The organism is Paraburkholderia sp. J41 (genome assembly GCF_905220235.1).
GTDB lineage: Bacteria > Pseudomonadota > Gammaproteobacteria > Burkholderiales > Burkholderiaceae > Paraburkholderia.
In genome coordinates this window covers 370,237-393,603 of sequence record NZ_CAJMZE010000002.1, presented here as the reverse complement: position 1 = coordinate 393,603, position 23,367 = coordinate 370,237, and the positions used below count along the sequence as shown (strand labels likewise).

The window sequence follows — 23,367 nt, the reverse complement described above, 5'->3', positions numbered from 1 at the left end:
GCTTTTCGTGTGAGCCCGCGCATGAAAGTCGCTTTGTTCGTTCCGTGCTTTATCGACGCGTTTTACCCCGATGTCGCCATTGCCACGCTCGAGTTGCTGGAGCGCCTTGGCTGCGAGGTCGAATATCCGCTCGAACAAACCTGCTGCGGTCAACCCATGGCCAATAGCGGCGCGCAGTCCGACGCGGCCGGCGCGGAGCGCGTATTCGCACGCGCCTTCGCGGGCTACGACTATATCGTCGGACCATCGGCGAGTTGCGTGAATCATGTGCGCGACCATTTCGACGCCATCGAACAAACCGCGGAAGTACGCAAGATACGCGCGAGCGTGTACGAACTCGTCGAGTTTATCCATGACGTACTCGGCGCGCGCGATTTTCCCTGGGCCGAATTTCCATGGCGCGTGGGCTTGCACAATAGCTGTAGCGCATTGCGTCATTTGCATCAGGCGTCGGTTTCCGAAATTGCCGGCGCGCCGTTCTCCAAACCGCAGGCTTTGCTCGAACGCGTCAAGGGCATCGAATTCGTGAAGCCCGCGCGGCCCGACGAGTGCTGTGGTTTCGGCGGCACCTTCGCGGTGACGGAAGAAGCCGTGTCGGTGCGCATGGGGCAGGACAAGGTCGTCGATCATGTGGGCGCGGGCGCGCAGTACATCGTTTCGGGCGACATGTCGTGCCTCATGCACCAGCAAGGGTGCGCCGAACGCATGAGCGCCGACGTGCGCTTCATCCATATTGCGCAGGTTCTCAACGGAGCGCGCGAATGAAGCGCGTCGAACACGCCAGGCTCGCCGGAGAGTTTCTCTCCCATCCCGAGCACGTTGCCTTTCACGACAAACGCTTGTGGGATTTGCGCTCGAAACGCGACGCGCAGGCGCATGCGATTCCCGAATGGGAAACGTTGCGCTCGCTCGCTTCGCAGATCAAGGCGCATACGCTTTCCCATCTCGCCGATTATCTGGAGCAATTCACGCGCGCGGCCGAGACGAACGGCGTGCAGGTGCATTTCGCGGATACGGCGGAAGAACACAACGTCATCGTCCATCGCATTCTGAGCGAGCGCGGCATGACGGCGCTCGTCAAAAGCAAGTCGATGCTCACCGACGAATGCGAATTGCGCGCTTATCTGGAGTCGCGCGGCATTTCGGTGATGGAAACCGATCTCGGCGAGCGCATTCAGCAACTCGATCGCGAGCCGCCAAGTCATATTGTCGTGCCGGCCGTGCACAAGCTGCGCGACGACGTGGCGACGGTATTCGGCCGCACGATCGGCACCGACCCGCACAACAACGACATTCACTACCTCGCCGAAAGCCAGCGCATGAACACGCGTCCGTGGTTCGTGCGCGAGAAAACGGCGGGCATGACGGGCTGCAATTTCGCCGTGGCCGAAACGGGCACGATCGTCGTTTGCACCAACGAAGGCAACGCCGATCTCTCCGCGAACGTGCCGCCTTTGCATATCGTTTCGCTCGGCATCGAAAAACTCGTTCCGCGGCTTTCCGATCTCGGCGTGTTCGTGCGCATGCTGTCGCGCAGCGCACTGGGTTCGCCGATCACGCAATACACCTCGCACTTTCGCGCGCCGCGTCCGGGCGCGGAAATGCATTTCGTACTGGTCGATAATGGCCGCTCCGAACGGCTCGCCATGCCGGACTTCTGGCAGTCGCTCAAATGCATCCGCTGCGGCGCATGCATGAATACGTGCCCCGTGTACCGGCGCAGCGGCGGTCTGTCGTATGGCAGCACCTATGCCGGGCCGATTGGCGCGATCATCAACCCGACCTTCGATCTCAAGCGTTTCAGCGCGCTGCCGTTCGCTTCCACGCTCAACGGCAGTTGCACCAACGTGTGCCCGGTGAAGATCAATATTCACGAGCAAATCTATGCGTGGCGCAGGGTGATTGCCGCCCAGCACGAAGTGCCGTTCGTGAAGCAGGAAGTGATCAGGATGGCCGGACGGTTGCTTGGGAGTCCGACGCTTTATCGCGGTGCGGTGGCGTCCGTGGAAGGCGCGCTGCGGCGCTTGCCCAATTTCATGCTTTACAACCCGCTCAATATCTGGGGCAAGCAGCGCGATCTTCCGCAGGCGCCTGCCTCGACGTTCCACGCCTGGTATCGCAAGAACCGCAAAGGAGAGGGCCGTGGCTGATCGTGAGGCGTTTCTCGCGCGCATACGCGCCGCGCAGCCGGCGCCCGAGGCATTACCCGAGGTGCCGCTGTTCGAAACGCCCGCGGGCGATCTGCATGCGCGCTTCGTCGCCGCGCTCAACCTGATGGGCGGCCGCGAAATCACCGTGCAGCATGCGGGCGAAGTGCGCGCCTTCATCGCCGAACGCTTTGGCTGCGAAGCCCGCATTGCCTCGGCCACGCCCGAAGTCGAAGGCACGCGCACGCTCGATGCGAACACGCCGCCGGCGTCGCTTGAAGACATCGACGTCGGTGTGGTACGTGCGCGCTTCGGCGTGGCGGAAACGGGCTCGCTATGGTTCAGCGAAAGCGAGTATGTCGTCAACTCACTGGGTTATCTCGTGCAGCATCTCGTCGTGCTGCTCGATCCCGCGCAACTGGTTGCGGGGTTGCAGGATGCCTATCGCCGCGACGATTTTCGCGCGGCGCGCTATGCGGTGCTCGTGACAGGCCCCTCCGCGACGGCCGATATCGAAGGCGTTCTGATTCAGGGCGCGCAAGGCGTGCGCTCGTTGACGGTCGTCTGGCTCAGCGCGCCGCTGGGCGTGCCGGTCGTTTCGCAGCGGGATACGCCTGTCAGTACACCTTAACGTTCGTGCCGCCGAACGATGGTTATCCACATCCTTCTTCTGAGCGGTTTCCTGCTGGCTAGCATTGCGTTCGTGCAGGCCGCGAGCCTGCGCTGGTCGATCTCCGAATCGGTGTTGCTTGCGGCGTGGGGTTTCGCGCTCGGCGGCATTTATCTCTTGAGCGGCGAGGCGTGGCCCGCGCTCGCCACGAATTTCGTCATGCCCGCGCTCGCGCCGCGCCTGCCGCCCGAAGCGTACCTGTGGATCTTTCTGCCGCCGCTCCTGTTTCAGGCGGCGCTCAGCGTGAACGTGCGCGAAATGCTCGGCGACGCCGCGCCCATTCTGCTGCTCGCCGTGGTGGCCGTGTTCGTCGCAACGGGCATGGTGGGCGGCGCGATCGGTTTGACGGGGCTGGGTCCGCTTGCCGATGGCCTCCTGCTCGGCGCGATGATCGCGACCACCGATCCCTCCGCCGTGCTCGCCGTGTTCCGCGAAGTGGGCGCGCCCGAGCGGCTCGTGCGGCTCGTCGAAGGCGAGAGCCTGCTCAACGACGCGGCCGCCATTGCCATCGCGGGCGTGTTGATCGCGTCGATCACGGGCGACGTTTCGCATCACGCGTCGTTCGGCTCGGCGTTGCGTTCGCTCGGCGTCGCGCTGTGCGGCGGGCTGTTGCTGGGCGCGGCGGCGGGGCGCGCCTTCGCGTGGCTCTTGCCGGCGCTCGGCGGCGAGGGCAAGGCGGAGGTCTCGCTCAGTTTCGCGCTGCCGTATCCGCTCTTTCTGTTTGCGGATCAGATGCTGCACGTTTCGGGCGTCGTGGCCGTGGTCGCGGCGGGGCTCGTCATCAGCGGGCTCGGGCGCACGCGTTTATCGCCGCTGAACTGGCAGCATCTGCAACTCATCTGGGAGCAGGTCGCGGCAATGGCGGGCGCGGCCATCTTCTTGCTGGCGGCCATGCAGATTCCGCGCACGTTGCGCGACGCGCACTGGATCGATCTCATCGCGCTCGCCGTGGTGGTGGTCGCGGCGCTCGTGGCACGGCTCGTGGTCGTGTTCGGCATGTTGCCGCTGTTGAGCCGCATGCGGCTCACCGAACCCGTGAGCGCCGCTTACAAGCTCGTGATCGCGTGGGGCGGATTGCGGGGCGCGGTCACACTCGTGCTCGCGCTCGGTCTCGCGCAGGAAACGGCGCTTCCCGAGTCCACGCGCCGTTTCGTGGCGATACTCGCAACGGGCTTCGTGCTCGTGAGTCTGATCGTCAACGGCACGTCGCTGAAGCTTTTGATCCGGCGCTTGCGGCTCGATCTGCTTTCGCCGCAGGAACAGGCGCTTCAGCAGCAGGCAGTGCAGCTTTCGTCGATCACGGTGTCCGAGCGCGTACATATGGCGGCGCGCACGTTCCATATCTCCGAGGCGATCGCCGACGAAGCGTGCCGCACGTTCCGTCACAGCATCGACATCGGCAAGACGGCGTTCGACATCGAGGCCGCGCTGACCGAGCGCGAGCGGCTCGTGATCGGACTCGTTACGCTTGCGACCAAGGAACGCGAACTGATTCCGCAGTACGGCAGCGGAATCATCACGATCCACAATCTCGATTCGATGATGCAGAACACCGAGGTCATGATCGAAGAGTCGCGCCTGAGCGGCCGCATCGGTTATCAGCGCGCGGCCGCGAAGATTCTCGCGGAGACGGCCGCGATGCGCGTCGCGCGCTGGACGTATCGCTGGCTGCGCATCCGGCAGCCTTATGGCGACGCGCTCGCCGATCGTTTCGAACTCCTGATGTGTCGTCGCGTGGTGTTGCATCAGCTCATCGTGTTCAATGAAACGAGCCTCACGCCGCTGCTCGGCGCGCGTCTCGCGAAGCTGCTGAGCGCCGTGCTCAAAGGGCGCATTGAAGCCGTCGAGCGCGGGCTTGCGGACGTGCGCGAATGTTTCGGGCAGGCCGCCGACGTGCTAGAGCGTCGCATGCTGCTGCTTTATGCGCTGCGCGAAGGGCGCGAGCGCGTCGCGGCGATGTACGAGGACCGTTCCATTTCGAAGGAAATCTACGATGCCATCCGCCGCGAACTGGATGTGGCGTGGAAGCTCGCGGTGCCGCGTGCGCATCCGGACATCGTGCCGCATGACGAATGGGCCTCGTTCGAGGTGCCGGAAACCGCCGCGTTCAGCGACACCCCGGAGGACTCGCCGCCGGGCGCACCGGCCGACGCTCCCGGCGTGAACGCCGATGCATCTCCCAGGTCGCCGTCATGACCGAGATCGGCTCGGCCGTGCTCGTGTTCGTGCTGCTGCTGGGCGGCACGGGGCTGGGCTTGCTGCTGCGGCCGCTGCTGCCGGAGGAGCATCGCAAGCATGAAACCGTGCAGCTCGTGCAACTCGTGATCGGCATGCTCGTGACGTTCGCGGCGCTGGTGCTGAGCTTGCTCACGGCGTCGGCGAAAACGAGTTTCGATACGGCTGCCAACGACATGCGCGCCTACGCGGCCGATCTGATCCAGCTCGATCAGCGTTTGCGCGATTACGGCCCCGAGGCGCAAACGGCGCGCACGCTGCTGCGCGCGTACACGGCGGGCGCGATCGCGTCGACGTGGAATCGCGAAGCGCCGCCGCCTGGCAACTACTATCCGCGCGATCCCGGCGTCGACAACGATCATCTGGAAAGCGCGTCGTTGGGCGCATTGCTCAATTCAGTAGGAGAGCAAATCAATCGGCTCGTGCCGCGCGACACGTTTCATCAGGCAACGGCCGCGACGCTCGCGCAGCTCTTTGCGCGCGTGACGGACACGCGCTGGCGCATTATTGAAGAAGCGCCGGGCACGATTTCGGGGCCGTTCTTCACGATGCTCGTGCTCTGGCTGGTCCTGATCTTTCTGAGCTTCGGCCTGGTTTCGCCGCACAACGCGCTGGCGACCGTGCTGATCGTGCTCGGCACCGTGTCGATATCGTCGGCCGTGTATGTGATCGTCGATCTCGACACGCCGTTCGGCGGCCAGCTCATCGTGCCGAGCACGGCAATGCGCGATGCGCTCGCGCATATGTTGCGCTAGACGCGCGCGCGGTCGCATGCACGCGATCATGTGAGAATCACGCACACGTAACGATCAGCAAGGAGAGTGACGATGTTGCGCAAGACGCTCAACGCTTCGCGTTTGCAGGAAGAAGTACACCGGCGCCTGCACCGGCTTCAGGAAGTGGTCGACGACGGCGTGAAGATCGGCGTGCCGCGCCCGCAAGCACAAGCGCCCGATCGCAGCGGCTGCAACTGGACGATGCGGCATTTCGGCAACGCAGCGGGCTTCGAAGCGAGCGTCGAGCGCGTGCTCGCGCAAGTGCAGGCCGAGTACAACCTTGCCGTCGCGGCGGACGAAACGGGCGCACAGGCTCACGAGAACACGGACGACAACGCGCGCGATCCGTTCGGCGCGACGAAGCGCGCGGCGGCGGCCAACCCGTTCGGCGACGCCGGCGACGCAAAGCCGGCGGGCAAGGCCGACCCGTTCGGCGAAGCGGCAAAGCCCGCGCAAGACGCGGGCGGGAGCGCGCCGCGCCGGCGCCCGTCGAATCCGTTCGGCGAGTGACGCGCTCAGCTCGCGTCGCTGGCCGGTTTGCTGCGCGGGCGTCGTGCGCGTGTTTTCTTCGCGGCCGGTGCTTTTGATGCGGGCTCGGCGGGCGCTTCGGCCAAGGGCGCGGGCGTCGCTTCGTGGTCGGCGGGCGCGGCGTTCTGGCTGTCGTTCTGCTCGCTCTTTTCCTTCTGCGCGGTTCTCTTGCGCGCCGGGCTCTTGCGGGAAGCGGACTTGCGCGCGCGTGCGGGCGGCGCGAAGTCGGGGTCGGCGGCATCATTCGTTGCCCGCGACGTCGTGTGCGCCTCGCTTTCGTCGAAGTCTTCGCGGGCAAAAGGCAGCGTCGTTTCGTGCGCGCTTTCCTCGTATTCGGCGTCGTACACGCGCGCTGGCGCTTCTGCGGGTTCGAACGCGATCTCGTGCTGAGCCTCGGCCGAGGTTTCCGGCTGCAACTCGCGTGCTTCCTGTCCCTCGTGCCCCTCGTGCGCTTCCTGCGCCGCGCCGCCACGGCCGTTGCGGCGGCCCTTGCGTCGGCCGCGCGGCTCGTCGTTACGCGGCGCGTGCGACTCTTCGCCCGGCATCGCTGGCAAGGACGCATGCGACGTATTCGCCGCCGCCACGAACGGCGGCGGATTCAGGCGTGACACCCAGGTGCCCGATTTATCGTCGCGGCCCACTTCGAGCAGCCCGCGCGACTGCGCTTCCTCGAGCAGATTGCCGAACGCGCGAAAGCCGTAGCGCGTTTCGTTGAAGTCGGGGCGGCGCCGCTTGATCGCGCTCTTGAGCACCGAAGCCCAGATTTTGCCGCTCTCGCCGCGTTCGAGCACGAGCGCATCGAGCGTTTCGATCGCGAGCGCCACGGCCTTGCTCTTGCGTTCCTCGCTGTCCTGCTTCGGCTGGCGTTCGTCGCCGCCGCGCTTCGCGCTCTCGGCCTTGCTCTTTGCGCGCGCCTGCTGCTCGCGCACGAGTTCGCGCACGAGATCGTCATAAAAGATGAACTCGTCGCAGTTCGCCACGAGCAGATCCGAGGTCGAGTGCTTCACGCCCACGCCGATCACTTTCTTCGCGTTCTCACGCAGCTTGGAGACGAGCGGCGAAAAATCGGAGTCGCCGCTCACGATCACGAAGGTGTCGACATGCGATTTCGTGTAGCACAGATCGAGCGCGTCGACGACAAGGCGAATGTCGGCGGAATTCTTGCCCGACTGGCGCACGTGCGGAATTTCGATGAGTTCGAAACTCGCTTCGTGCATGCCCGCCTTGAAGCCCTTGTAGCGTTCCCAGTCGCAGTACGCTTTCTTCACGACGATGCTGCCCTTGAGCAGCAGCCGCTCGAGCACGAGCTGAATATCGAAGCGGTCGAATTTCGCGTCGCGCACGCCGAGCGCAACGTTCTCGAAGTCGCAGAACACCGCCATGCTGACGTTTTCTTGTGGGGAGGCCATGTGATTCGTTCGTTCCATCTGCTGTACCAACGCACATGATAGCCGGTTGCGCGGGCGCGAGCGCCGATTCGGCGAACCGGCGAGCGGCGCGGGGCGTGCGGCGTGGCGGGCGCGATCATTTCACGCGAGGGCGGCTTGCGAACGAGCGGCCGTGAACCGCCTTCATTGCCATGAAGCTGTCATTTTCGTTTCGCAAGCCTCGCGCCGCGCTTTCATATCGTTTGACGAAGGAGATCGTCGTACGACCGCTTCGAACGCGACGGCAAAACGCTAAGCATGCCGAACTAATCGGCGCGCTTGAGATAGCCGAGCAGGCGGCTTGCCGTGGCCGCTTCGGCGCGCAGCGCCTGGCCGACCGGTCCGTCCGGGGAAGCATCGAAGCCGCCCGAGGCGCCGAGCGCGGTGAGGGCGGCGCAAAGCTTGCCCGTTTGATCGAAGATCGGGGCCGACACGGCGCTGATGCCCTTGAGGTTCGTGTCGCGCACGCTCGCGCATTGCGCGGCCTGCACGTCGCGCCGAAGCGCGCCGACAGGATCGTTGGCATCGAGCGTGCGGCGCAGGTCGGCGTCGGCGTGGGCGAGTTCGTCCTGGGCTTGTCCGAGCACGCGCGTGTCGTCGAGCAGCCCGAGAAACACGCGTCCCGTGGACGACCAAAGCAGCGACATCACCGAGCCCACGCGCACGTTCACCGTGACCGGCAGGCCCGGCTCCTCGAAACGGATGATCGTCGGCCCCTTGTTGCCCATCACCGCGACGAAGCACGTCACTTCAAGCGACTCGCGCAGACGCACGAGCGCGGGTTCGGCAATGCGCACGGGATCGGCCTGGCGCATTGCGGCCACGCCGATCATCATCGCCTCCGCCCCGAGCAGATATTGCTGCGTGGAGGGGTCCTGCGCGACGAGTCCTTCCTCGATCAGGCTCACGAGATAGCGGTGTACCTTCGCGGGACTTTCGCCCACGCTCGCGGCCAGCCCCGACAAGCTTGCGCGGCCGCCAAGGCGCGCGAGACCCTTGAGCACGGCCATGCCCGTTTGCGCCGACTGCACGCGCTGGCGGCGCTCGCGGGGGGCGGTGGCGACGGCGCCCGCGTCGGCGTCGCGTGCAGGCGTTTCCTTCTTCGAGGCGGCGCTTCTAGCGGTTTTGCGGCTTTCCATTGGGGCGACGTGCAAACGTATCGAAGGCAATAGCGGGGATTTTAGGGGACGCATGTGCGCCGCGGCGGCGCGATGCAGCGTGAGGTTAACCCCTATCTCGAAATTACGCATAGCGTACTAGAGTTACGCAAAATGCAACTGCGAACCGATTGCAGGAGACACTCATGAGCCCGATTTCCCCGCAAACGAGCGAGAGCGCGGCGCCGCGCTGCCCGTTCCCGCACGGCGCGGCTTCGAGCGCGCCCACGGCCGCGCGCTGCCCGGTGAGCGCCAACGCGGCGGCTTTCGATCCGTTCAGCGACGGCTATCAGCAGGACCCGCCCGAATACGTGCGCTGGGCGCGCGAGCAGGAGCCGGTGTTCTACAGTCCGCAACTCGGCTACTGGGTCGTCACGCGCTACGACGACATCAAGGCGATCTTTCGCGACAACCTCACGTTCTCGCCGTCCATCGCGCTGGAAAAGATCACGCCCACGGGCCCCGAGGCGAACGCCGTGCTGGAGTCGTACGGTTACGCGATGAACCGCACGCTCGTGAACGAAGACGAGCCCGCGCACATGCCGCGCCGCCGCGCGCTGATGGAGCCTTTCACGCCCGAGCATCTCAAGCATCACGAGCCGATGGTGCGCAGGCTCACGCGCGAATACGTGGACCGTTTCATCGACGACGGCCGCGCCGATCTCGTCGACCAGATGCTGTGGGAAGTGCCGCTCACCGTGGCGCTGCATTTTCTCGGCGTGCCTGAGGAAGACATGGACTTGCTGCGCCAGTATTCGATCGCGCACACGGTCAATACGTGGGGGCGTCCGGGCCCGCAGGAGCAGGTCGCCGTCGCGCACGCGGTCGGCAACTTCTGGCAGTTCGCGGGCAAGGTGCTCGACAAGATGCGCCAGAACCCCGACGGCCCCGGCTGGATGCAGTACGGCATCCGCAAGCAGAAGGAACATCCCGAAGTCGTTACGGACTCCTATCTGCATTCGATGATGATGGCCGGCATCGTGGCCGCGCACGAGACCACGGCCAATGCCACCGCCAACGCGATGAAGCTGCTGTTGCAGCATCCGCATGCGTGGCGCGAGCTTTGCGAAGACCCGAGCCTGATTCCGAACGCGGTGGAAGAGTGCCTGCGCCACAACGGTTCCGTGGCGGCGTGGCGGCGGCTCGCGACGAAGGACGTGCAGATCGGCGGCGTGGACATTCCGGCGGGGTCGAAACTGCTGATCGTGACGTCGTCGGCGAATCACGACGAACGCCATTTTGCCGACGCCGATCTCTTCGACATTCGCCGCGACAACGCAAGCGATCACGTCACGTTCGGCTACGGCTCGCATCAGTGCATGGGCAAGAACCTCGCGCGCATGGAGATGCAGATTTTCCTCGAGGAATTCACGCGCCGCTTGCCGCATATGCGTCTTGCCGAGCAACGCTTTTCGTATGTGCCGAACACCTCGTTTCGTGGTCCTGAACATCTCCACGTCGAATGGGATGCGGCGCAAAATCCCGAGCGCAAGCATGCGGCGCTGCTCGACGCGCAGGTGCCGGTGCGCATCGGCGAGCCTTCCGCGCATGCGCTTTCGCGCCCGGTCGTGGTGGAGCGCGTGTCGCGCGCCGCCGAGGGCATCGTGCGTCTGCGTCTGGTTGCGCCCGACGGCGGGGCGCTGCCGCGCTGGGCGCCGGGCGCGCATATCGACATCGAATGTGGCGACACGGGTCTCTCGCGCCAGTATTCGCTATGCGGCGACCCTGCCGATACGCGCGCGTTCGAAATTGCCGTGCTGCGCGAAACGCAAGGCCGCGGCGGCTCGGCGTGGGTCCACGACGTGCTGCGCGAAGGCATGCGCCTGAAGATTCGCGGGCCGCGCAATCATTTTCGGCTCGACGAGGAAGGGCAGCGCGCGATTTTCATCGCGGGCGGCATCGGCATTACGCCGGTGAGCGCGATGGCGCGCCGCGCGCGCGAACTCGGCATCCACTATGAATTGCATTACAGCGGTCGCTCGCGCGCCACGATGGCTTTCGTCGACGAACTCGCGCGGCTGCATGGCGAGCATTTTCATCTGCATGTGTCCGAAGAAGGCACGCGCCACGACTTCGCCGCGTTGAACGTGGATGCCGCCACGCGCGTGTATGCGTGCGGGCCGGCGCGCATGCTCGAAGCGCTCGAAGCGTGCAGCGCGAACTGGCCCGACGATGCGTTGCGCGTCGAACATTTCGCCGCCACGCGCGGCACGCTCGACCCCGCGCGGGAGCGTGCGTTCGAAGTCGAATTGAAGGATTCCGGCCTTGTGCTCAACGTGGCCGCCGATCAAACCGTGCTCGACGCGCTGCGCCGCGCCAATATCGACGTGCAAAGCGATTGCGAAGAAGGGTTGTGCGGATCGTGCGAAGTGCGGGTGCTCGCCGGCGAGATCGATCATCGCGACGTGGTGCTCACGCGCGCGGAACGCGAAACGCAATCGCGCATGATGACGTGCTGCTCGCGCGCGAAGTGCGGCCGGCTCGTGCTGGAGTTGTAGCGCGCGAACCCGGCGGCGTGCGCGGAAAATCATAAAAAGACCATAAAACAGGATCTGGAGACAAGCATGAAACAAACGGTGGAGGTCACCGGCGTCATCGACGCAAGCCGGTTCGGCCCGTGGCAATGGCTCGTGGTGGTGCTATGCGCGCTGTGCCTCGTGATGGATGGCTTCGACGTGCAGGCGATGGGTTATGTCGCGCCCGTCGTGATACGCGAATGGAGCATCGCGAAGGAAACGCTCGCGCCCGTATTCGGCGCGGGGCTGTTCGGCATGCTCGTGGGCTCGCTCACGTTCAGCGCGCTCGCGGACAAGATCGGCCGCCGCCCGGTGCTGATCGGCGCGACGCTGTTTTTCTCGGCGTGCATGATCGCCACCGGCTTCGCGCATTCGATCGCGGAACTCGTGGCGTGGCGCTTCGTTGCGGGCCTCGGCCTCGGCTGCATCATGCCGAACGCCATGGCGCTCGCGGGCGAGTACAGCCCGCGCCGCATGCGCGTGACGCTCATGATGATCGTCTCGTGCGGCTTTACGCTGGGCGGCGTGCTGGGCGGCCTCATCACGGCGGCGCTGATTCCGGCGTTCGGATGGCGGGCGGTGTTCTTCGTCGGCGGCGCGATTCCGCTCGTGCTCGGCGTGCTGATGTGGCTCGCGCTGCCCGAGTCGATCCAGTTCCTGCTGTTTCGCAACGTTCGCGGCGGCGCGAACGAACGCGTGCGACGCCATCTCTCGCGCATCGCGCCCACGCTTGCACTGCCCGCCGACGCCGAATTCACGACCGCCGAAACGCGCTCGCGCGGCGTGCCGTTCGTCGAGTTGTTCAAGGAAGGCCGGGCGCGCGTCACGCTGCTGCTGTGGGTCGTGAATTTCGCGAATCTGCTTGATATGTATTTCCTCTCGAACTGGTTGCCGACCGTGATACGCGAGGCCGGTTACTCGACGCAGACGGCGGTGCTCGCGGGCACGGCGCTGTGGGGAGGCGGCGTGATCGGCACGCTGCTGCTCGGGCGCATCATCGACATCGCGGGCTTCACGCGTGTGCTGGCCACGACGTTCCTGATCGCCATCGCGGCAACGGCGGCCATCGGCAATCCGGCGGTGATGGTGTCGGTGGCGGCGATGTTCGTCGCGATCTTTCTCACGGGCTTTTCGATCATCGGCGGACAGCCCGCGCTCAATGCGCTCGCCGCGACTTACTATCCGACTTCGCTGCGCTCGACGGGCATCGGCTGGAGCCTGGGCGTGGGACGTATCGGCTCCGTCGTGGGTCCGGTGCTGGGCGGCGCGCTGATGCATCTGCAATGGTCGTCGTCGTCGTTGTTCGCGGCGGCGGCCGTGCCGGCCGGCGTGTCGCTCGCCGGCATCGTCGCGATTCATCGGGCGCAGGGCGGTCGCGATGCCCGTGGCGGCTCCAGCGGCTCCGGCCATTCCAGCGGCGTGGCGGGAGGCGAGCGTGCGGCGGCGCAGGTGGAGTGACTGGCGCGAACGGCTGCGCCGCGCGGCGCTTGCGGGCCGGCGCAAACACGGACATGGCGATGGCGCGGCCTGGCTCGGTGAGGCCGCTCGTTGCGCGGACCGTGCCGCGCCCACCTCGCGCCGGCGTGTGAACGTAGCGCGATAACCCGCGAATCGGCGTGAAAAAAGATCGAGACGTTTTTCGTCTTGATCTTTTTCGCTTGCCGCCGTGGCTGCGCGTGGGCCGCAACGCGGCGCGAATCGGGCGTAGCATGGGAGCATTCAATGGAGAACTCCGATGCCGGAAACGCCGACGCCCACGCTCACGCCCACGCCTGCGCTGCGCGCATGGATCGACAAGACTGAAACGATCGCCGACGCGATCACCGCGTTTCCGCTACGTGCGCTCGCGGCCACGCTCGATCGCGAAGCGCCCGCGAACGAGGTGCCGCCGCTATGGCACTGGCTTTACTTTTTGCCCGTGACGCCGCTTGCCGAAGCGGGCGCGGACGGTCATCCCCAACTCGGCAAGCCCGGCGGTTTTCTGCCGCCCGTCGCGCTGCCGCGCCGCATGTGGGCGGGCGGCCGCCTCAGTTTTCATGCGCCGCTGCGTGCGGGCCGGAACGCCACGCGTAGTTCGACGATCGCCGATATCGAGGACAAGACCGGCCGCAGCGGGCGTCTCGTGTTCGTGACCGTGCAGCATCGCTATGAAAGCGAGGGCGAGTTGTGCATCGAGGAAGAGCACGACATCGTCTATCGCGATGCGCCGCAGCCTGGCGCGAGCGCACCGAAGCCCGTTGCCGCGCCGCAGGGCGAAACGTGGTCGCGCACGCTGAGCGCCGACGCCGTGATGCTGTTCCGCTATTCCGCGCTCACGTTCAACAGTCATCGCATTCACTACGACTATCCGTACGTGACGCAGGAGGAGGGCTATCCGGGTCTCGTCGTGCATGGGCCGCTCATCGCGACCTTGCTGCTCGATCTCGTGCATCGCGAGGCGCCCGAAGCCACGGTCGCGACCTTCGCGTATCGCGCGGTGCGGCCCACGTTCGCGGGCCGCGCGTTCACGCTATGCGGCAAGCGCGCCGCGGACGGGCGCGCCGTCGAACTGTGGGCGAAGGATCACGAAGGCTGGCTGACGATGCAGGCCACCGCGACGTTCGATGCGTGAATCCGCAATGGAATCGTCGCCGCGACATCACCGCAACTGAGCGAACGCAATCAGCAACACCATGCCGCCGATAGCGCCGTCGAGCACGCGCCACGCGCCCGCGCGGCGAAACAGCGGTGCCAGCGCGCGCGCGCCGTAGCCGAGGCCGAGAAACCACACGGCGCTCACGGCCATCGCACCGACCGCGAACGCGAGGCGGCTGCCTTGCGGCTCACGCGCGCCCGCCGTGCCGATCAGCAGGAACGTATCCAGATACACATGCGGATTGAGCCACGTGAACGCGAGCGTCATGAGGACGATCGGCCATGCGCGCTGATCGGCGACGGCTTGCGCGGCGCCGCTGTCGAGCACGGCGTGCGCGGGGCGCATTGCGCGGCGCAGCGCGCCGATGCCGAACCATACGAGCCATGCCAGGCCCGCGTACAGCACGACATGCACGAAGGTCGGATAGCGTTCGACCAGCGCCGAAGCGCCGCCCACGCCCAGGCCGATCAGGATGAAATCGGAGAGCGCGCACAGCACGACGATCTTGCCGATATGCGAGCGCAAGATGCCCTGACGCAAAACGAAGGCGTTCTGCGCGCCGATGGTGACGATGAGCGAAGCGCAAAGCGCCGCGCCATGGGTGAAGGCGAGCCAGTTCATGAGCGATACGAGAAAAGAGAGCGCGATGCGCCGCGCTTCGAGGGCGGCGTGGACATCAGCGGGAAACGGCGTTAGTCTGCCGCGATGAGCAGGTTTAGCAAAGCTCATTTTCTTTAACTGGATTAAGGAACGCTAATGCTCGACTACGCGTTGCTCGACGCGCTCGGCGCGGTCGTGCGCCACGGATCGTTCGACCGCGCCGCGGGTGCGCTCAACGTCACGCCTTCGGCGGTTTCGCAGCGCGTGAAGCTGCTGGAGGAGCGCGTGGGCACGGTGCTCGTCAAGCGCGGCCAGCCCTGCGTGGCGACGGCGGCGGGCGCGCTGCTGTGCCGTCACACCGAGCGCGTGCAATTGCTCGAAGCCGAGTTGGGCGGCGCAATGCCGGCTTTCGCCGAAGCCGTGGACATGGTGCGGCCGACGCTGCGCGTGGCGGTAAACGATGACAGCGTGGGCACCTGGTTCGTCGACGCCGTGGCGGACTTCTGCGTGGAGCGCGGCATCCTGCTCGATCTCGTGATCGACGATCAGGACCACACGGCGCAACGCATGCGCGACGGCAGCGTGCAGGGCGCCGTCACCACGCAGGCCGAGCCGGTGCAGGGTTGCCGCTCGTCGCGCCTCGGGCGCATGCGTTATCTCGCGGTGTGCTCGCCCGCTTTTTTCGAACGCTATTTCGCGCAGGGCGTCACGCGCGATTCGCTGCGGCTCGCGCCGTGCGTCGAATTCAATCCCAAGGATCAGTTGCAAAAGCGCTTTATCCGCCGCATCACGCGCGCGCAGGTCGACGCGCCGCTGCACTGGATTCCGCACGTTGCGGGCTTTTTGCGCTGCTGCGTGAGCGGGCTCGGCTGGGGCATGTGCCCCGAGCGCATGATCGTGCCGCATCTGGCGGACGGCGAACTCGTCGAACTCACGCCGGGCCGCGCGCTCGACGTCGAGTTGTACTGGCAGAGTTGGCGGCTTTCCATCGGCTGGCTCGACGATTTCGGCGCGATGCTCAAGCGGCGCGCGGGCGAATTCCTCGATCAGGGGCGCGGCGGCTGAGGCTGCCGGGCGCCTCTTCCCGTGCGCGAATCGCGTTCGTCATTCGTTTGCCTTTATCGGTCTATTCAATGGCGGTTTAGTGCGGGTTGAGTGCGGGTTGAGTGCGCGACACGACTGGCAACATGCGCATTGGCAGGCGTGGACGGCCGCGCGATGCGCATTCGTATGCGTAAAACGCAAGCGGCCGCAAAAGCCCGGCGGATAGGGCGGTAAAGGACGATTCAAGCGTGTTTCATGGGTGTTTCAAGTGCGGATTCGGCGATTTCCGCCATGCTATTCAGACAATTTCAGATCATTTCAGATTTTGTTAATCGCTTTTCAAATTGTGAAATTTTATGAAAAATCAGATCCCGGATCGCTGACTGGAGCAAGCCGGCTTTACCTGTCAATAGACTGACGTTTTCGTACGTGAATAGACGGGACAGGCCGGTACCGAAAAGCCGCTCCGCGTTTTATTTGATGACTTGTGTCGCGCAAGAATGTAAGGATCGAATCCGTTGCACGCCGATAGCCGTAAGTCCGCCGGCGGAGCCGCCCTGCGGTCGCCCGAGGGCGCGCAAGCGGCGTTGTACCGGGCAACTCCATAATCGCGCGGTTGCGCTTTGGGCTTCCGTTGATGCGCGATGGCGGTTAAATTTTCCACTTGCGGCGTTGAGTATCCTCGAATCGGCAAACGTTTCGCATGTAAAGAAACCAATATAGATAGCATTGCGCGAAAGCAATGGGTGGTCGCCGCCGATATTTTGCATCCGGCATTATCGTGTGAAAATTATGTTTTTCCTGTGGATCGCGAGTTGGACACGCTATAATCCGGACGTGGCAGAGTGCTTATTCGACCGGCATATTTGAATCGTTTCCGCATGCACGAGGTGCATTATGACGAAATTAGATACCGGCAGCGTTTGGCAACAAACCATTGATCTTCTATCCGCCGCGTCCGAGCCGTTCAGCCTGGACGGCGAATTCGAAGGCGTCGGCAGAAGCTGCAAACCGGTACCCATCACGCGCGGCGCATCGGAGGCGGCCAACCGGCGCCGCGCGACCGTACGCTCGTGGGATGCGCAGGGCATCACCTTGATCCGGCGGCATGATCCGGACAGCATCACCGTATGCTGGAGCGACGCCACCTATGGCCGCTATTCCGACCAGTTGTGGCGCGTGTGCACCGCGCGCCGCAGCGCCGTGTGCGCGCTCACCGGGGAGAAAATCCGCCGCGGCGACGCCGTGTTCCGGCCGAGCCCGAACCGCCGCCATCGCCCGGCCAATGCCGACGCGATGATCCTGGCAAGCAAGCTCGACAACCTGCCGAACGGCGTCATGGCCGCGCGTCTCGACGAGGCGCTGGCCGCCTGAAGTTGGCGCGATGGTTTCCCGGCAATGTTGCCGTGGTTTCTACGGCAGGCAATCAGAGTGGATGGTGTAGCAACCGGCGCCTCGCGAGGCGCCGGTTTTGTCTTGCGCGACGACTCCGGCGCAGCGCCGTGGCCGCGCTTTTTGGCGCGCATCGTGGCTGGCCTGCGCGCCGGTTGGGTCTGTTTGTGCCTGTTTTGCACCCGTTTTGCACCGCGAGCGCAAGCGGTTCGGGCGGCCACGCCGTGTCCCACACGCCGCACTGTACTTCGTACCCCTAATCATCGGTGCGGCAACGCTGCGCCCGCTGAATCCGATGCCCCCGCGCCGCGCCTGACGCGCCGCGCGGGGCAACCGCCCGTATCGCGCTTACACCTTCGCGTCGTGGGCGTTTTCTTCCTCCATTGCGTCGCGCGTTTCCGGCATCGCGAGCCACACCAGCACCACGGCGGCCGCGCCCGCGCTCGCGAGGCCAAGGAAGCTGACCGTGTTGCCGAAGTGATCGGCGATAAAGCCGGCCAGCGCCGTGGAGAGCGTCGCGCCAATGCCCGCCGAAAGCCCGAACAGCCCGATACACAGGTTGTAGCGGCCTTTGCCGCCCGCCACGTCGGCGGCGATCAGCGGCAGCATCACGCCGAACACGGCCGCTGAAAGCCCGTCGAGCATCTGCACCGGCACGAGGAAGTACGGGTTGCCGACCGCCGCGAACAACAGCGCCCGCACCGGCAGCGCCGAAAAGCCGAGGATCAGCACGGGCCGGCGGCCCCACGCCTGGGCGGTGCGGCCGACCCACGGCGACATCAGCGCGACGATTGCCTGCGGCACGATGATGCAGGCCGCGATGACGAGTTGAACGTTGTCGCCCATGCCCGCCGTGACTTCGCCGGCGGCGAGGTTGAGCATGGCCGCGTTCGAGAGGTGGAACAGGATCACGCAGGCGGCGAAGCACAGCATGCGTCTGTCGCGCAGCAGGTCGAAGATCGTTTCGCGCGGTTCGTCCGGCAGGCCGGCCGGCGCGGCGCCTTTCGCGGGCGCGGCGGAGTTGCGCGCCGCCCCCGCGCCGCGCGCGGCGTGGCGGTCGTACTCGATCATCGCGAGCGCCACGAGCGCGGGCATCGCGAGCGCGGCCGTGAGCCAGAACACGGCGCGCGGCGAAACGTACTCGCCGCACAAGCCCATCAGGCCCGCGGCCACGGCGCTGCCGATCGACGCCCAGCGCGCGTTGCGGCCGAGCCGGTCGCCGAGATTCTGGCGGCCCACCAGCGCGAGCGCGAGCGCCGCCATCGCCGGCACGAGCATGCAGCTCGCGAAGCCGTGGAACACCTCGGCGGCCATCACCGGAATGACAGTCGGGCTCACGGCGAGCAGCATGGCCGAGGCGATGATGGCCACGATCGCCCACGCGGCGGCGGCTTTCTTGTTATGCAGCGCGTCGACGGCCGCGCCGCCCGGCACCTGGCTCACCATCGCGCTGATCGTGCCGACGGAAAGCGCGAGGCCGATCTCGCCCTGTGTCCACTTGTGCGAAGCCAGATACGAGGCGATGAACGGCCCGAAGCCCGTTTGCACGTTCGCCACGAAAAAGTTGAGCCAGTCGAGCGCGCGAACGCTGCGCTGGCTGGGGTTCGGTTGTTGCATCGCGCTAACCGTCATTTGGCACCGTGCGCGGGAGCCGAAGCCGTGGCGGCGGGTGCGGCCGATGCAGCGCTCGGGGCGGCCGGCGCGTTCGGGGCGTTCGGCGCATTCGGCGCGCTCGGCGAAACGGCGCGCACGGGCTGCTCGGCGGCGTAGGGCGGCGAGGCGTCCACCTGCTGGTCCGACATGTCGAGCTGCGCGGCGAGCGTGTTGTTCTTCGTGACGAAGTGCAGCGCGGACCAGTCGGCGGCAATCGTATGACGTTTTTCGAGCGTGCCGCTCACGTCGAGCACCACGGCGAGCGGGTCGGCGCTGCCGTCGAGCAGCACGTCGACCACGCGGCCGATCTTGGCGCCGTTCGCGCGCTCCACGGTGGCGTCGATCATCGGCAGGCGCGTGGCGCTCGCCTCGGGCGCGGCCGGCTGCTGGCGCTCGGGAACCTGAAGCTGGCTGGGCGGCAGCGCGAGCGTGAGCGCGGGCGTTTTGGGCTGAAGGTTCACGCGCACGCCGCTCCACGGGAAATTGGCCTTGCGGTCGCCTACGCCCATGAAGCCTTGCAGGTTCACGACCACTTCGGCGGGTTTGCCGCCAGGTCCGGCCACCATGTCGACGGCGCGGCCGACCACCTTGCCGTCGGTTTTCTGCACTTCGCCGTCGAGCAGCGTGCGAAATGCGCCGCGCTCGATCGTATGGGTCTGCACGAGCGGGGCGGGTGCGGGCGCCGGCGGCGCGCTCGCGGGCGCGGGCGGCGGCGGCGCGGGACGGCGGCGCCGCACCGGCGCCGGGCGCGGCTTGCGCGGCGCGGGCTTCACGCCGCTCGCGGGCTCCGGCTCGCTCGCGGCTTCCGGCGCGGAAGCGGCTTCGGGTTCGCTCGCCGCCGGTTCCGGTTCGGGTTCGACCGTCACCTCGGGTTCGGGCGGCGGCGCCGGGCGAAACAGGCTGCATCCCGAGAGCGCGACCAGCGAAAGCAGGATCAACGCATACGGGCGCGGGACGGCGAAGCGAGCAAAGTGGGCGGCAGACTGGGCGGAACGCGAAGGGCGGGAAAAAGCGCCTCTCATCGACAGGAACTCCTTGGAGCGTCCCGCGCGGCGCAGGCGCGGGCGAAGGTCGGACGGATCGGGATGCGAGAGTGTAACCCGCGCACGCCGCCAATCCGCGTGAGCGCGCCGCTTCGAGCGACACATCGGGCCTCGTGGCCGGCGTCATGGCGCGCAAGCGCCGTACATGCTTTCTTCGCGAACGCGATGTTTCGGGCGGCGCGTGTCGATACGTATCGGCATATATCGGAACGAACAGGGCACGAACAGGGCACGAACAGGGCACGGACAGGGCACGGACAGGGCGCGAACAGGGCGCGGACGGGGCACGAAACCGGCACGGAACCGCGCGAGCGCGTCCAGGTGTAAACGCGCAAGCCGCTTTCGCGCGGCGCACTGTCAGCGGGCATATAAGGATCGCGGCATGACCTCAATGCGTTTCGCGCGATGGGAGGGGCCGGCGGGTTCGCCTAACCTTCGTCCAATTCATAAAAAGATGTCAAAACCATGAGCGCCGCTGAAAAAGCAAAGGCGCCGGCAACGCGTCGACACGACCCTATCCCATCGAGACCAACCTGATGACGGTTCCAACGGGCCACCCAAGCCAGCCCGGCGAATCGTTTCAGCACGCTGATAAAGGAGGCACTCACCATGATCGAACCCCACGCGCAGCCGCTCGCCGGCGTCGCTCCCGAGGTCGAGCCGATCGACCGGCCGGCCGGCGCCGCTTCGGGTTTCATCGACCGTTATTTCGACATCGCCGCGCGCGGCAGCTCGTTGCGCCAGGAGAGCGTCGCGGGCGTCACGACATTTCTCGCGATGGTGTATTCCGTGTTCGTCGTGCCGGGCATGCTCGGCAAGGCCGGCTTCGACACGAGCGCGGTGTTCGTGGCCGTGTGCCTGACCACGGCGTTCGGCTCGCTGTTGATGGGCCTCTGGGCGCGCCTGCCCATTGCCATCGGCTGCGCCATTTCGCTCACGGCCTTCACGGCGTTCGGCCTCGTGCTCGGCAAGGGCCTGAAGCCTGAAGTCGCGCTGGGCGCCGTGTTCCTGATGGGCATCGTGTTCACGGCGATTTCGGTGACGGGCGTGCGTTCGTGGATTCTGCGCAACCTGCCGCACGGCATCGCGCACGGCACCGGGATCGGCATCGGGCTGTTCCTGTTGCTGATCGCGGCCAACGACGTGGGCCTCGTCGTGAAGAATCCGGGGCCGGGCCTGCCGGTTTCGCTCGGGCATATCACCGCGCTGCCGGCGATGCTCTCGGTGGTCGGTCTCGCGGCCATCTTTGGTCTCGTGCGGCGGCGCGTGCCGGGCTCGATCCTGATCGTGATCGTCGCGATCTCGGCGCTCGGGCTTGCGATCGACCCGGCCGTGACCTTTCGCGGCGCGTTCGCGTGGCCGTCGCTTTCGGCGCCCGGCCATGCCTCGCTGATCGGCGCGATGGACATCAAGGGCGCGCTTTCGCTCGCCGTGCTGCCGAGCGTGCTCGCACTCGTGATGACGGCCGTGTTCGACGCGACCGGCACGATTCGCGCGGTGGCGGGGCAAGCCGGCCAACTCGACGCTCACGGGCGCATCGTCAACGGCGGACGCGCGCTCACGGCCGATTCGCTCTCGTCGATCTTCTCGGGCTTTTTCGGCGGCGCACCGGCGGCGGCCTACATCGAGTCGACGGTGGGCGTGGCGGCGGGCGCCAAGACGGGGCTTGCCGCGGCCGTGGTGGGCGTGCTGTTTCTCGCGGTCATGTTCTTCGCGCCGCTCGCGGGCCTCGTGCCTTCGTACGCGACGGCGCCCGCGCTCATGTACGTCGGGCTGATGATGCTTTCGAGCGTGAGCCGCCTCGACATGGCCGACATGGTCGATGCGATGGCGGGCCTCATGTGCGCCGTGTTCATCGTGCTGACGGCCAACATCGTCACGGGCATCATGCTCGGCTTCTGCACGCTCGTGATCGGGCGCGTGGTGAGCGGCGAAGTGCGCAAGCTCAACGTGGGCACGGTCGCGATTGCCGTGGTGCTGGCGGCATTCTATCTGGGCGGCTGGGCCATTTGATGGCGCGTTGATTGTGTTGTGACGGCGCGCGGAAGTTGCGCCGATCGAATTGCGTCGATCACGTTGCGCCGATCGAATTGCGCTGAACGACTTACGCCGATCGAATCGCACCGATCAAATTGCGCCGACGGTGCATTGATACCGCGTCGCCGAAGCGGCCCGCGTTCGCCCCATGGCGGCGCGGGCCGTTTTTTGCTGCTGCGCTATTCCGGCAGCACGCTGTTCGCACGGCCGCTTTTGCCGCGCTTGCGCGGCTTCGGCTCCACGCCGATACGCGGATCGCGGGCGCGCACGAGCGACGTGAGCGCTTCGGCCGTAGCTTCGAATGCGGGATCGGCTTGCGGTACATAAAGCCATTTGCCGAGCACGGGATGCACGCGCAGCGCGGGCAATTGCTCGACCAGTGCCGCGTGCTGCTCGCGCGAGGTACACACGAGCAAACCGTTGAACGGCGCTTCGCGGTCGGCGGCAACAAGGTACAGCAGACCGTCGACATACGCGGCGTCGCAACCGAACATGGCGCGGCGCACGAAGCCCGGTTCGCGCTCGAATGCGTCGAAGATCCAGAGCAGCGAGTTGCGAATTTTGGACGGCATGGGCGGGAGCGCGGACGGCGCGGCGGGAGGCGGAACCGACATTCTAGCCGGGTGCTTGACATCGCAAGCCCGTCGCCTATGCTTAACCGCATGGTTAAGCATGAAGAGACGTTGAATCGCACCTTCGCCGCGCTGGCCGATCCCACGCGGCGGGCGCTGCTTTCGCGGCTCGCTTTGCACCACGAACTATCGGTGAGCGAACTCGCCGAGCCGTTCGCGATGTCGCTGCCCGCCGTGATGAAGCATCTGGACGTGCTCGCTCAGGCGGGTCTCGTGTCGCGCGAGAAAGCGGGCCGCACCGTTGCGTGCCGCCTCGCCGCAGGGCCGATGGAGGACGCGATGCAGTGGCTCGCGCACTATCGGCGCTTCTGGAGCGTGCAGCTCGATCGTCTCGCCGCCTTCGTGGAGGACGACGCATGTCTGACGAATCCGCAGCAGAACGCGCAAGCACAGCGTCTTGCGAAAGCGGCGCAGCCGCTTCGACCGGCACAGAGCAGCAAGCGCCCAGTCTCACGCTCCGCAGACGTCTCGACGCGAGCGCCGCGCGGGTCTGGGCCGCCTGGACGCAACCGGCGCAGTTGATGCGCTGGATGCAGCCGCTCGGCAACGTCTGCGTTCACGCTGAAGCCGACGTGCGCGTGGGCGGCCGCTTCCGCGTGGTCATGCGCGCGCCGGACGGCGCGGAGCACGACGTGAGCGGCACCTACCTCGAAGTCGTTTGCGAGCAAAAGCTCGTATTCACCTGGGCATGGCGAACGACGCCCGCGCGCGAATCGCGCGTGAGCGTGCGGCTGCATGCGGACGGCGCGGCGACCTTGCTCACGCTCACGCACGAACGCTTTTTCGACGAAGCCGCGCGCAACGCGCACCACGAAGGCTGGACGAGCGCGCTCGATTTGCTGGCCGCGCTATTCGACTAATCCATTCAAGGAGAC

At 66.1% G+C, this 23,367-nt stretch carries 18 protein-coding genes and 2 pseudogenes; 14 read left to right on the top strand and 6 right to left on the bottom strand.

The features are described from left to right. Positions 1-21: 21 nt before the first annotated feature. The 6 genes and pseudogenes from U5805_RS03705 to U5805_RS03680 form a co-directional block, all read left to right on the top strand. A complete protein-coding gene (locus tag U5805_RS03705) occupies positions 22-765 on the top strand; it encodes a (Fe-S)-binding protein (protein WP_322102076.1) in 744 nt (247 codons plus the stop codon). Continuing rightward, on the top strand, positions 762-2,150 hold the full coding sequence (locus tag U5805_RS03700) for a lactate utilization protein B (RefSeq protein WP_322102075.1): 1,389 nt from the start codon (positions 762-764) through the stop codon (positions 2,148-2,150). Before U5805_RS03705 ends, U5805_RS03700 begins: the two co-directional genes overlap by 4 nt. Further along, positions 2,143-2,778, top strand: coding sequence for a LutC/YkgG family protein (locus tag U5805_RS03695; RefSeq protein WP_322102074.1), 636 nt, complete (start codon positions 2,143-2,145; stop codon positions 2,776-2,778). The genes U5805_RS03700 and U5805_RS03695 overlap by 8 nt, the downstream gene beginning before the upstream one ends. 18 nt (positions 2,779-2,796) lie before the next feature. After that, positions 2,797-5,013 carry a cation:proton antiporter gene (locus U5805_RS03690; RefSeq protein WP_322102073.1) on the top strand — a complete coding sequence of 739 codons (2,217 nt, stop codon included), beginning with the start codon at positions 2,797-2,799 and terminating at the stop codon, positions 5,011-5,013. Continuing rightward, positions 5,010-5,807, top strand: coding sequence for a hypothetical protein (locus tag U5805_RS03685; RefSeq protein WP_322102072.1), 798 nt, complete (start codon positions 5,010-5,012; stop codon positions 5,805-5,807). Before U5805_RS03690 ends, U5805_RS03685 begins: the two co-directional genes overlap by 4 nt. A gap of 72 nt (positions 5,808-5,879) precedes the next feature. Beyond that, a pseudogene (locus U5805_RS03680) lies at positions 5,880-6,134 on the top strand (hypothetical protein); the annotation flags it as partial. A 209-nt stretch (positions 6,135-6,343) separates the two neighbouring features. Here U5805_RS03680 and U5805_RS03675 read toward each other — a convergent pair. Together U5805_RS03675 and U5805_RS03670 are read right to left on the bottom strand one after the other, a co-directional pair. Next, complete coding sequence (locus U5805_RS03675) at positions 6,344-7,765, bottom strand: NYN domain-containing protein (protein WP_322102071.1); 1,422 nt, start codon at positions 7,763-7,765, stop codon at positions 6,344-6,346. 284 nt (positions 7,766-8,049) lie between these two features. Then, complete coding sequence (locus U5805_RS03670) at positions 8,050-8,922, bottom strand: IclR family transcriptional regulator (RefSeq protein ID WP_322102070.1); 873 nt, start codon at positions 8,920-8,922, stop codon at positions 8,050-8,052. 164 nt (positions 8,923-9,086) lie between these two features. Here U5805_RS03670 and U5805_RS03665 point away from each other — a divergent pair, with 164 nt between their 5' ends. The 3 genes from U5805_RS03665 to U5805_RS03655 all read left to right on the top strand — a co-directional run bounded on the left by U5805_RS03665 (position 9,087) and on the right by U5805_RS03655 (position 14,067). Beyond that, the gene (locus U5805_RS03665; RefSeq protein ID WP_322102069.1) at positions 9,087-11,438 is read left to right on the top strand and encodes a cytochrome P450/oxidoreductase; all 2,352 of its coding nucleotides are present in this window, start codon (positions 9,087-9,089) and stop codon (positions 11,436-11,438) included. A 66-nt stretch (positions 11,439-11,504) separates the two neighbouring features. Further along, complete coding sequence (locus U5805_RS03660; RefSeq protein ID WP_322102068.1) at positions 11,505-12,914, top strand: MFS transporter; 1,410 nt, start codon at positions 11,505-11,507, stop codon at positions 12,912-12,914. Positions 12,915-13,191: 277 nt separating this feature from the next. Further along, positions 13,192-14,067 (top strand): FAS1-like dehydratase domain-containing protein, encoded by an 876-nt coding sequence (locus tag U5805_RS03655; protein ID WP_322102067.1) that lies wholly within the window; start codon positions 13,192-13,194, stop codon positions 14,065-14,067. 27 nt (positions 14,068-14,094) lie between these two features. On the opposite strand, the gene U5805_RS03650 is transcribed toward U5805_RS03655, so the two are convergent. Further along, positions 14,095-14,712, bottom strand: coding sequence for a LysE/ArgO family amino acid transporter (locus U5805_RS03650; protein ID WP_322102066.1), 618 nt, complete (start codon positions 14,710-14,712; stop codon positions 14,095-14,097). A 135-nt stretch (positions 14,713-14,847) separates the two neighbouring features. Here U5805_RS03650 and U5805_RS03645 point away from each other — a divergent pair, with 135 nt between their 5' ends. Together U5805_RS03645 and U5805_RS03640 are read left to right on the top strand one after the other, a co-directional pair. Beyond that, positions 14,848-15,756 carry a LysR family transcriptional regulator ArgP gene (locus tag U5805_RS03645; protein WP_322102065.1) on the top strand — a complete coding sequence of 303 codons (909 nt, stop codon included), beginning with the start codon at positions 14,848-14,850 and terminating at the stop codon, positions 15,754-15,756. 876 nt (positions 15,757-16,632) lie between these two features. Next, positions 16,633-17,109 (top strand): DUF3331 domain-containing protein, encoded by a 477-nt coding sequence (locus U5805_RS03640; RefSeq protein ID WP_322102064.1) that lies wholly within the window; start codon positions 16,633-16,635, stop codon positions 17,107-17,109. Between the two features lie 366 nt (positions 17,110-17,475). On the opposite strand, the gene U5805_RS03635 is transcribed toward U5805_RS03640, so the two are convergent. Both U5805_RS03635 and U5805_RS03630 read right to left on the bottom strand, forming a co-directional pair. Then, on the bottom strand, positions 17,476-18,744 hold the full coding sequence (locus U5805_RS03635; protein WP_322102063.1) for an MFS transporter: 1,269 nt from the start codon (positions 18,742-18,744) through the stop codon (positions 17,476-17,478). Positions 18,745-18,755: 11 nt separating this feature from the next. Next, positions 18,756-19,718 (bottom strand): PRC-barrel domain-containing protein, encoded by a 963-nt coding sequence (locus U5805_RS03630; RefSeq protein ID WP_322102062.1) that lies wholly within the window; start codon positions 19,716-19,718, stop codon positions 18,756-18,758. Positions 19,719-20,432: 714 nt separating this feature from the next. Here U5805_RS03630 and U5805_RS03625 point away from each other — a divergent pair. Next, positions 20,433-21,836: an NCS2 family permease gene (locus U5805_RS03625; protein WP_322102061.1), complete on the top strand. Its 1,404-nt coding sequence runs from the start codon at positions 20,433-20,435 to the stop codon at positions 21,834-21,836. A gap of 203 nt (positions 21,837-22,039) precedes the next feature. Here the strand turns inward: U5805_RS03625 and U5805_RS03620 are convergent, their stop codons facing one another. After that, positions 22,040-22,432: a hypothetical protein gene (locus U5805_RS03620; RefSeq protein WP_322102060.1), complete on the bottom strand. Its 393-nt coding sequence runs from the start codon at positions 22,430-22,432 to the stop codon at positions 22,040-22,042. A 111-nt stretch (positions 22,433-22,543) separates the two neighbouring features. On the opposite strand from U5805_RS03620, the gene U5805_RS03615 reads away from it, so the two are divergent. Beyond that, the gene (locus U5805_RS03615) at positions 22,544-23,014 is read left to right on the top strand and encodes a metalloregulator ArsR/SmtB family transcription factor (RefSeq protein ID WP_322102059.1); all 471 of its coding nucleotides are present in this window, start codon (positions 22,544-22,546) and stop codon (positions 23,012-23,014) included. Then, a pseudogene (locus U5805_RS03610) lies at positions 22,999-23,352 on the top strand (SRPBCC family protein); the annotation flags it as partial. The gene U5805_RS03615 and the pseudogene U5805_RS03610, both read left to right, overlap by 16 nt. Between the last annotated feature and the right edge of the window lie 15 nt (positions 23,353-23,367).

Excerpts from the sequence above, each read along its gene's own strand:
- U5805_RS03705 (WP_322102076.1), top strand. The coding sequence starts at position 22 with ATGAAAGTCGCTTTGTTCGTTCCGTGCTTTATCGACGCGTTTTACCCC.
- U5805_RS03700 (WP_322102075.1), top strand. The coding sequence starts at position 762 with ATGAAGCGCGTCGAACACGCCAGGCTCGCCGGAGAGTTTCTCTCCCAT.
- U5805_RS03690 (WP_322102073.1), top strand. The coding sequence starts at position 2,797 with ATGGTTATCCACATCCTTCTTCTGAGCGGTTTCCTGCTGGCTAGCATT.
- U5805_RS03685 (WP_322102072.1), top strand. The coding sequence starts at position 5,010 with ATGACCGAGATCGGCTCGGCCGTGCTCGTGTTCGTGCTGCTGCTGGGC.
- U5805_RS03675 (WP_322102071.1), bottom strand. The coding sequence starts at position 7,765 with ATGGCCTCCCCACAAGAAAACGTCAGCATGGCGGTGTTCTGCGACTTC.
- U5805_RS03670 (WP_322102070.1), bottom strand. The coding sequence starts at position 8,922 with ATGGAAAGCCGCAAAACCGCTAGAAGCGCCGCCTCGAAGAAGGAAACG.
- U5805_RS03665 (WP_322102069.1), top strand. The coding sequence starts at position 9,087 with ATGAGCCCGATTTCCCCGCAAACGAGCGAGAGCGCGGCGCCGCGCTGC.
- U5805_RS03660 (WP_322102068.1), top strand. The coding sequence starts at position 11,505 with ATGAAACAAACGGTGGAGGTCACCGGCGTCATCGACGCAAGCCGGTTC.
- U5805_RS03655 (WP_322102067.1), top strand. The coding sequence starts at position 13,192 with ATGCCGGAAACGCCGACGCCCACGCTCACGCCCACGCCTGCGCTGCGC.
- U5805_RS03650 (WP_322102066.1), bottom strand. The coding sequence starts at position 14,712 with ATGAACTGGCTCGCCTTCACCCATGGCGCGGCGCTTTGCGCTTCGCTC.
- U5805_RS03645 (WP_322102065.1), top strand. The coding sequence starts at position 14,848 with ATGCTCGACTACGCGTTGCTCGACGCGCTCGGCGCGGTCGTGCGCCAC.
- U5805_RS03640 (WP_322102064.1), top strand. The coding sequence starts at position 16,633 with ATGACGAAATTAGATACCGGCAGCGTTTGGCAACAAACCATTGATCTT.
- U5805_RS03635 (WP_322102063.1), bottom strand. The coding sequence starts at position 18,744 with ATGCAACAACCGAACCCCAGCCAGCGCAGCGTTCGCGCGCTCGACTGG.
- U5805_RS03625 (WP_322102061.1), top strand. The coding sequence starts at position 20,433 with ATGATCGAACCCCACGCGCAGCCGCTCGCCGGCGTCGCTCCCGAGGTC.
- U5805_RS03620 (WP_322102060.1), bottom strand. The coding sequence starts at position 22,432 with ATGCCGTCCAAAATTCGCAACTCGCTGCTCTGGATCTTCGACGCATTC.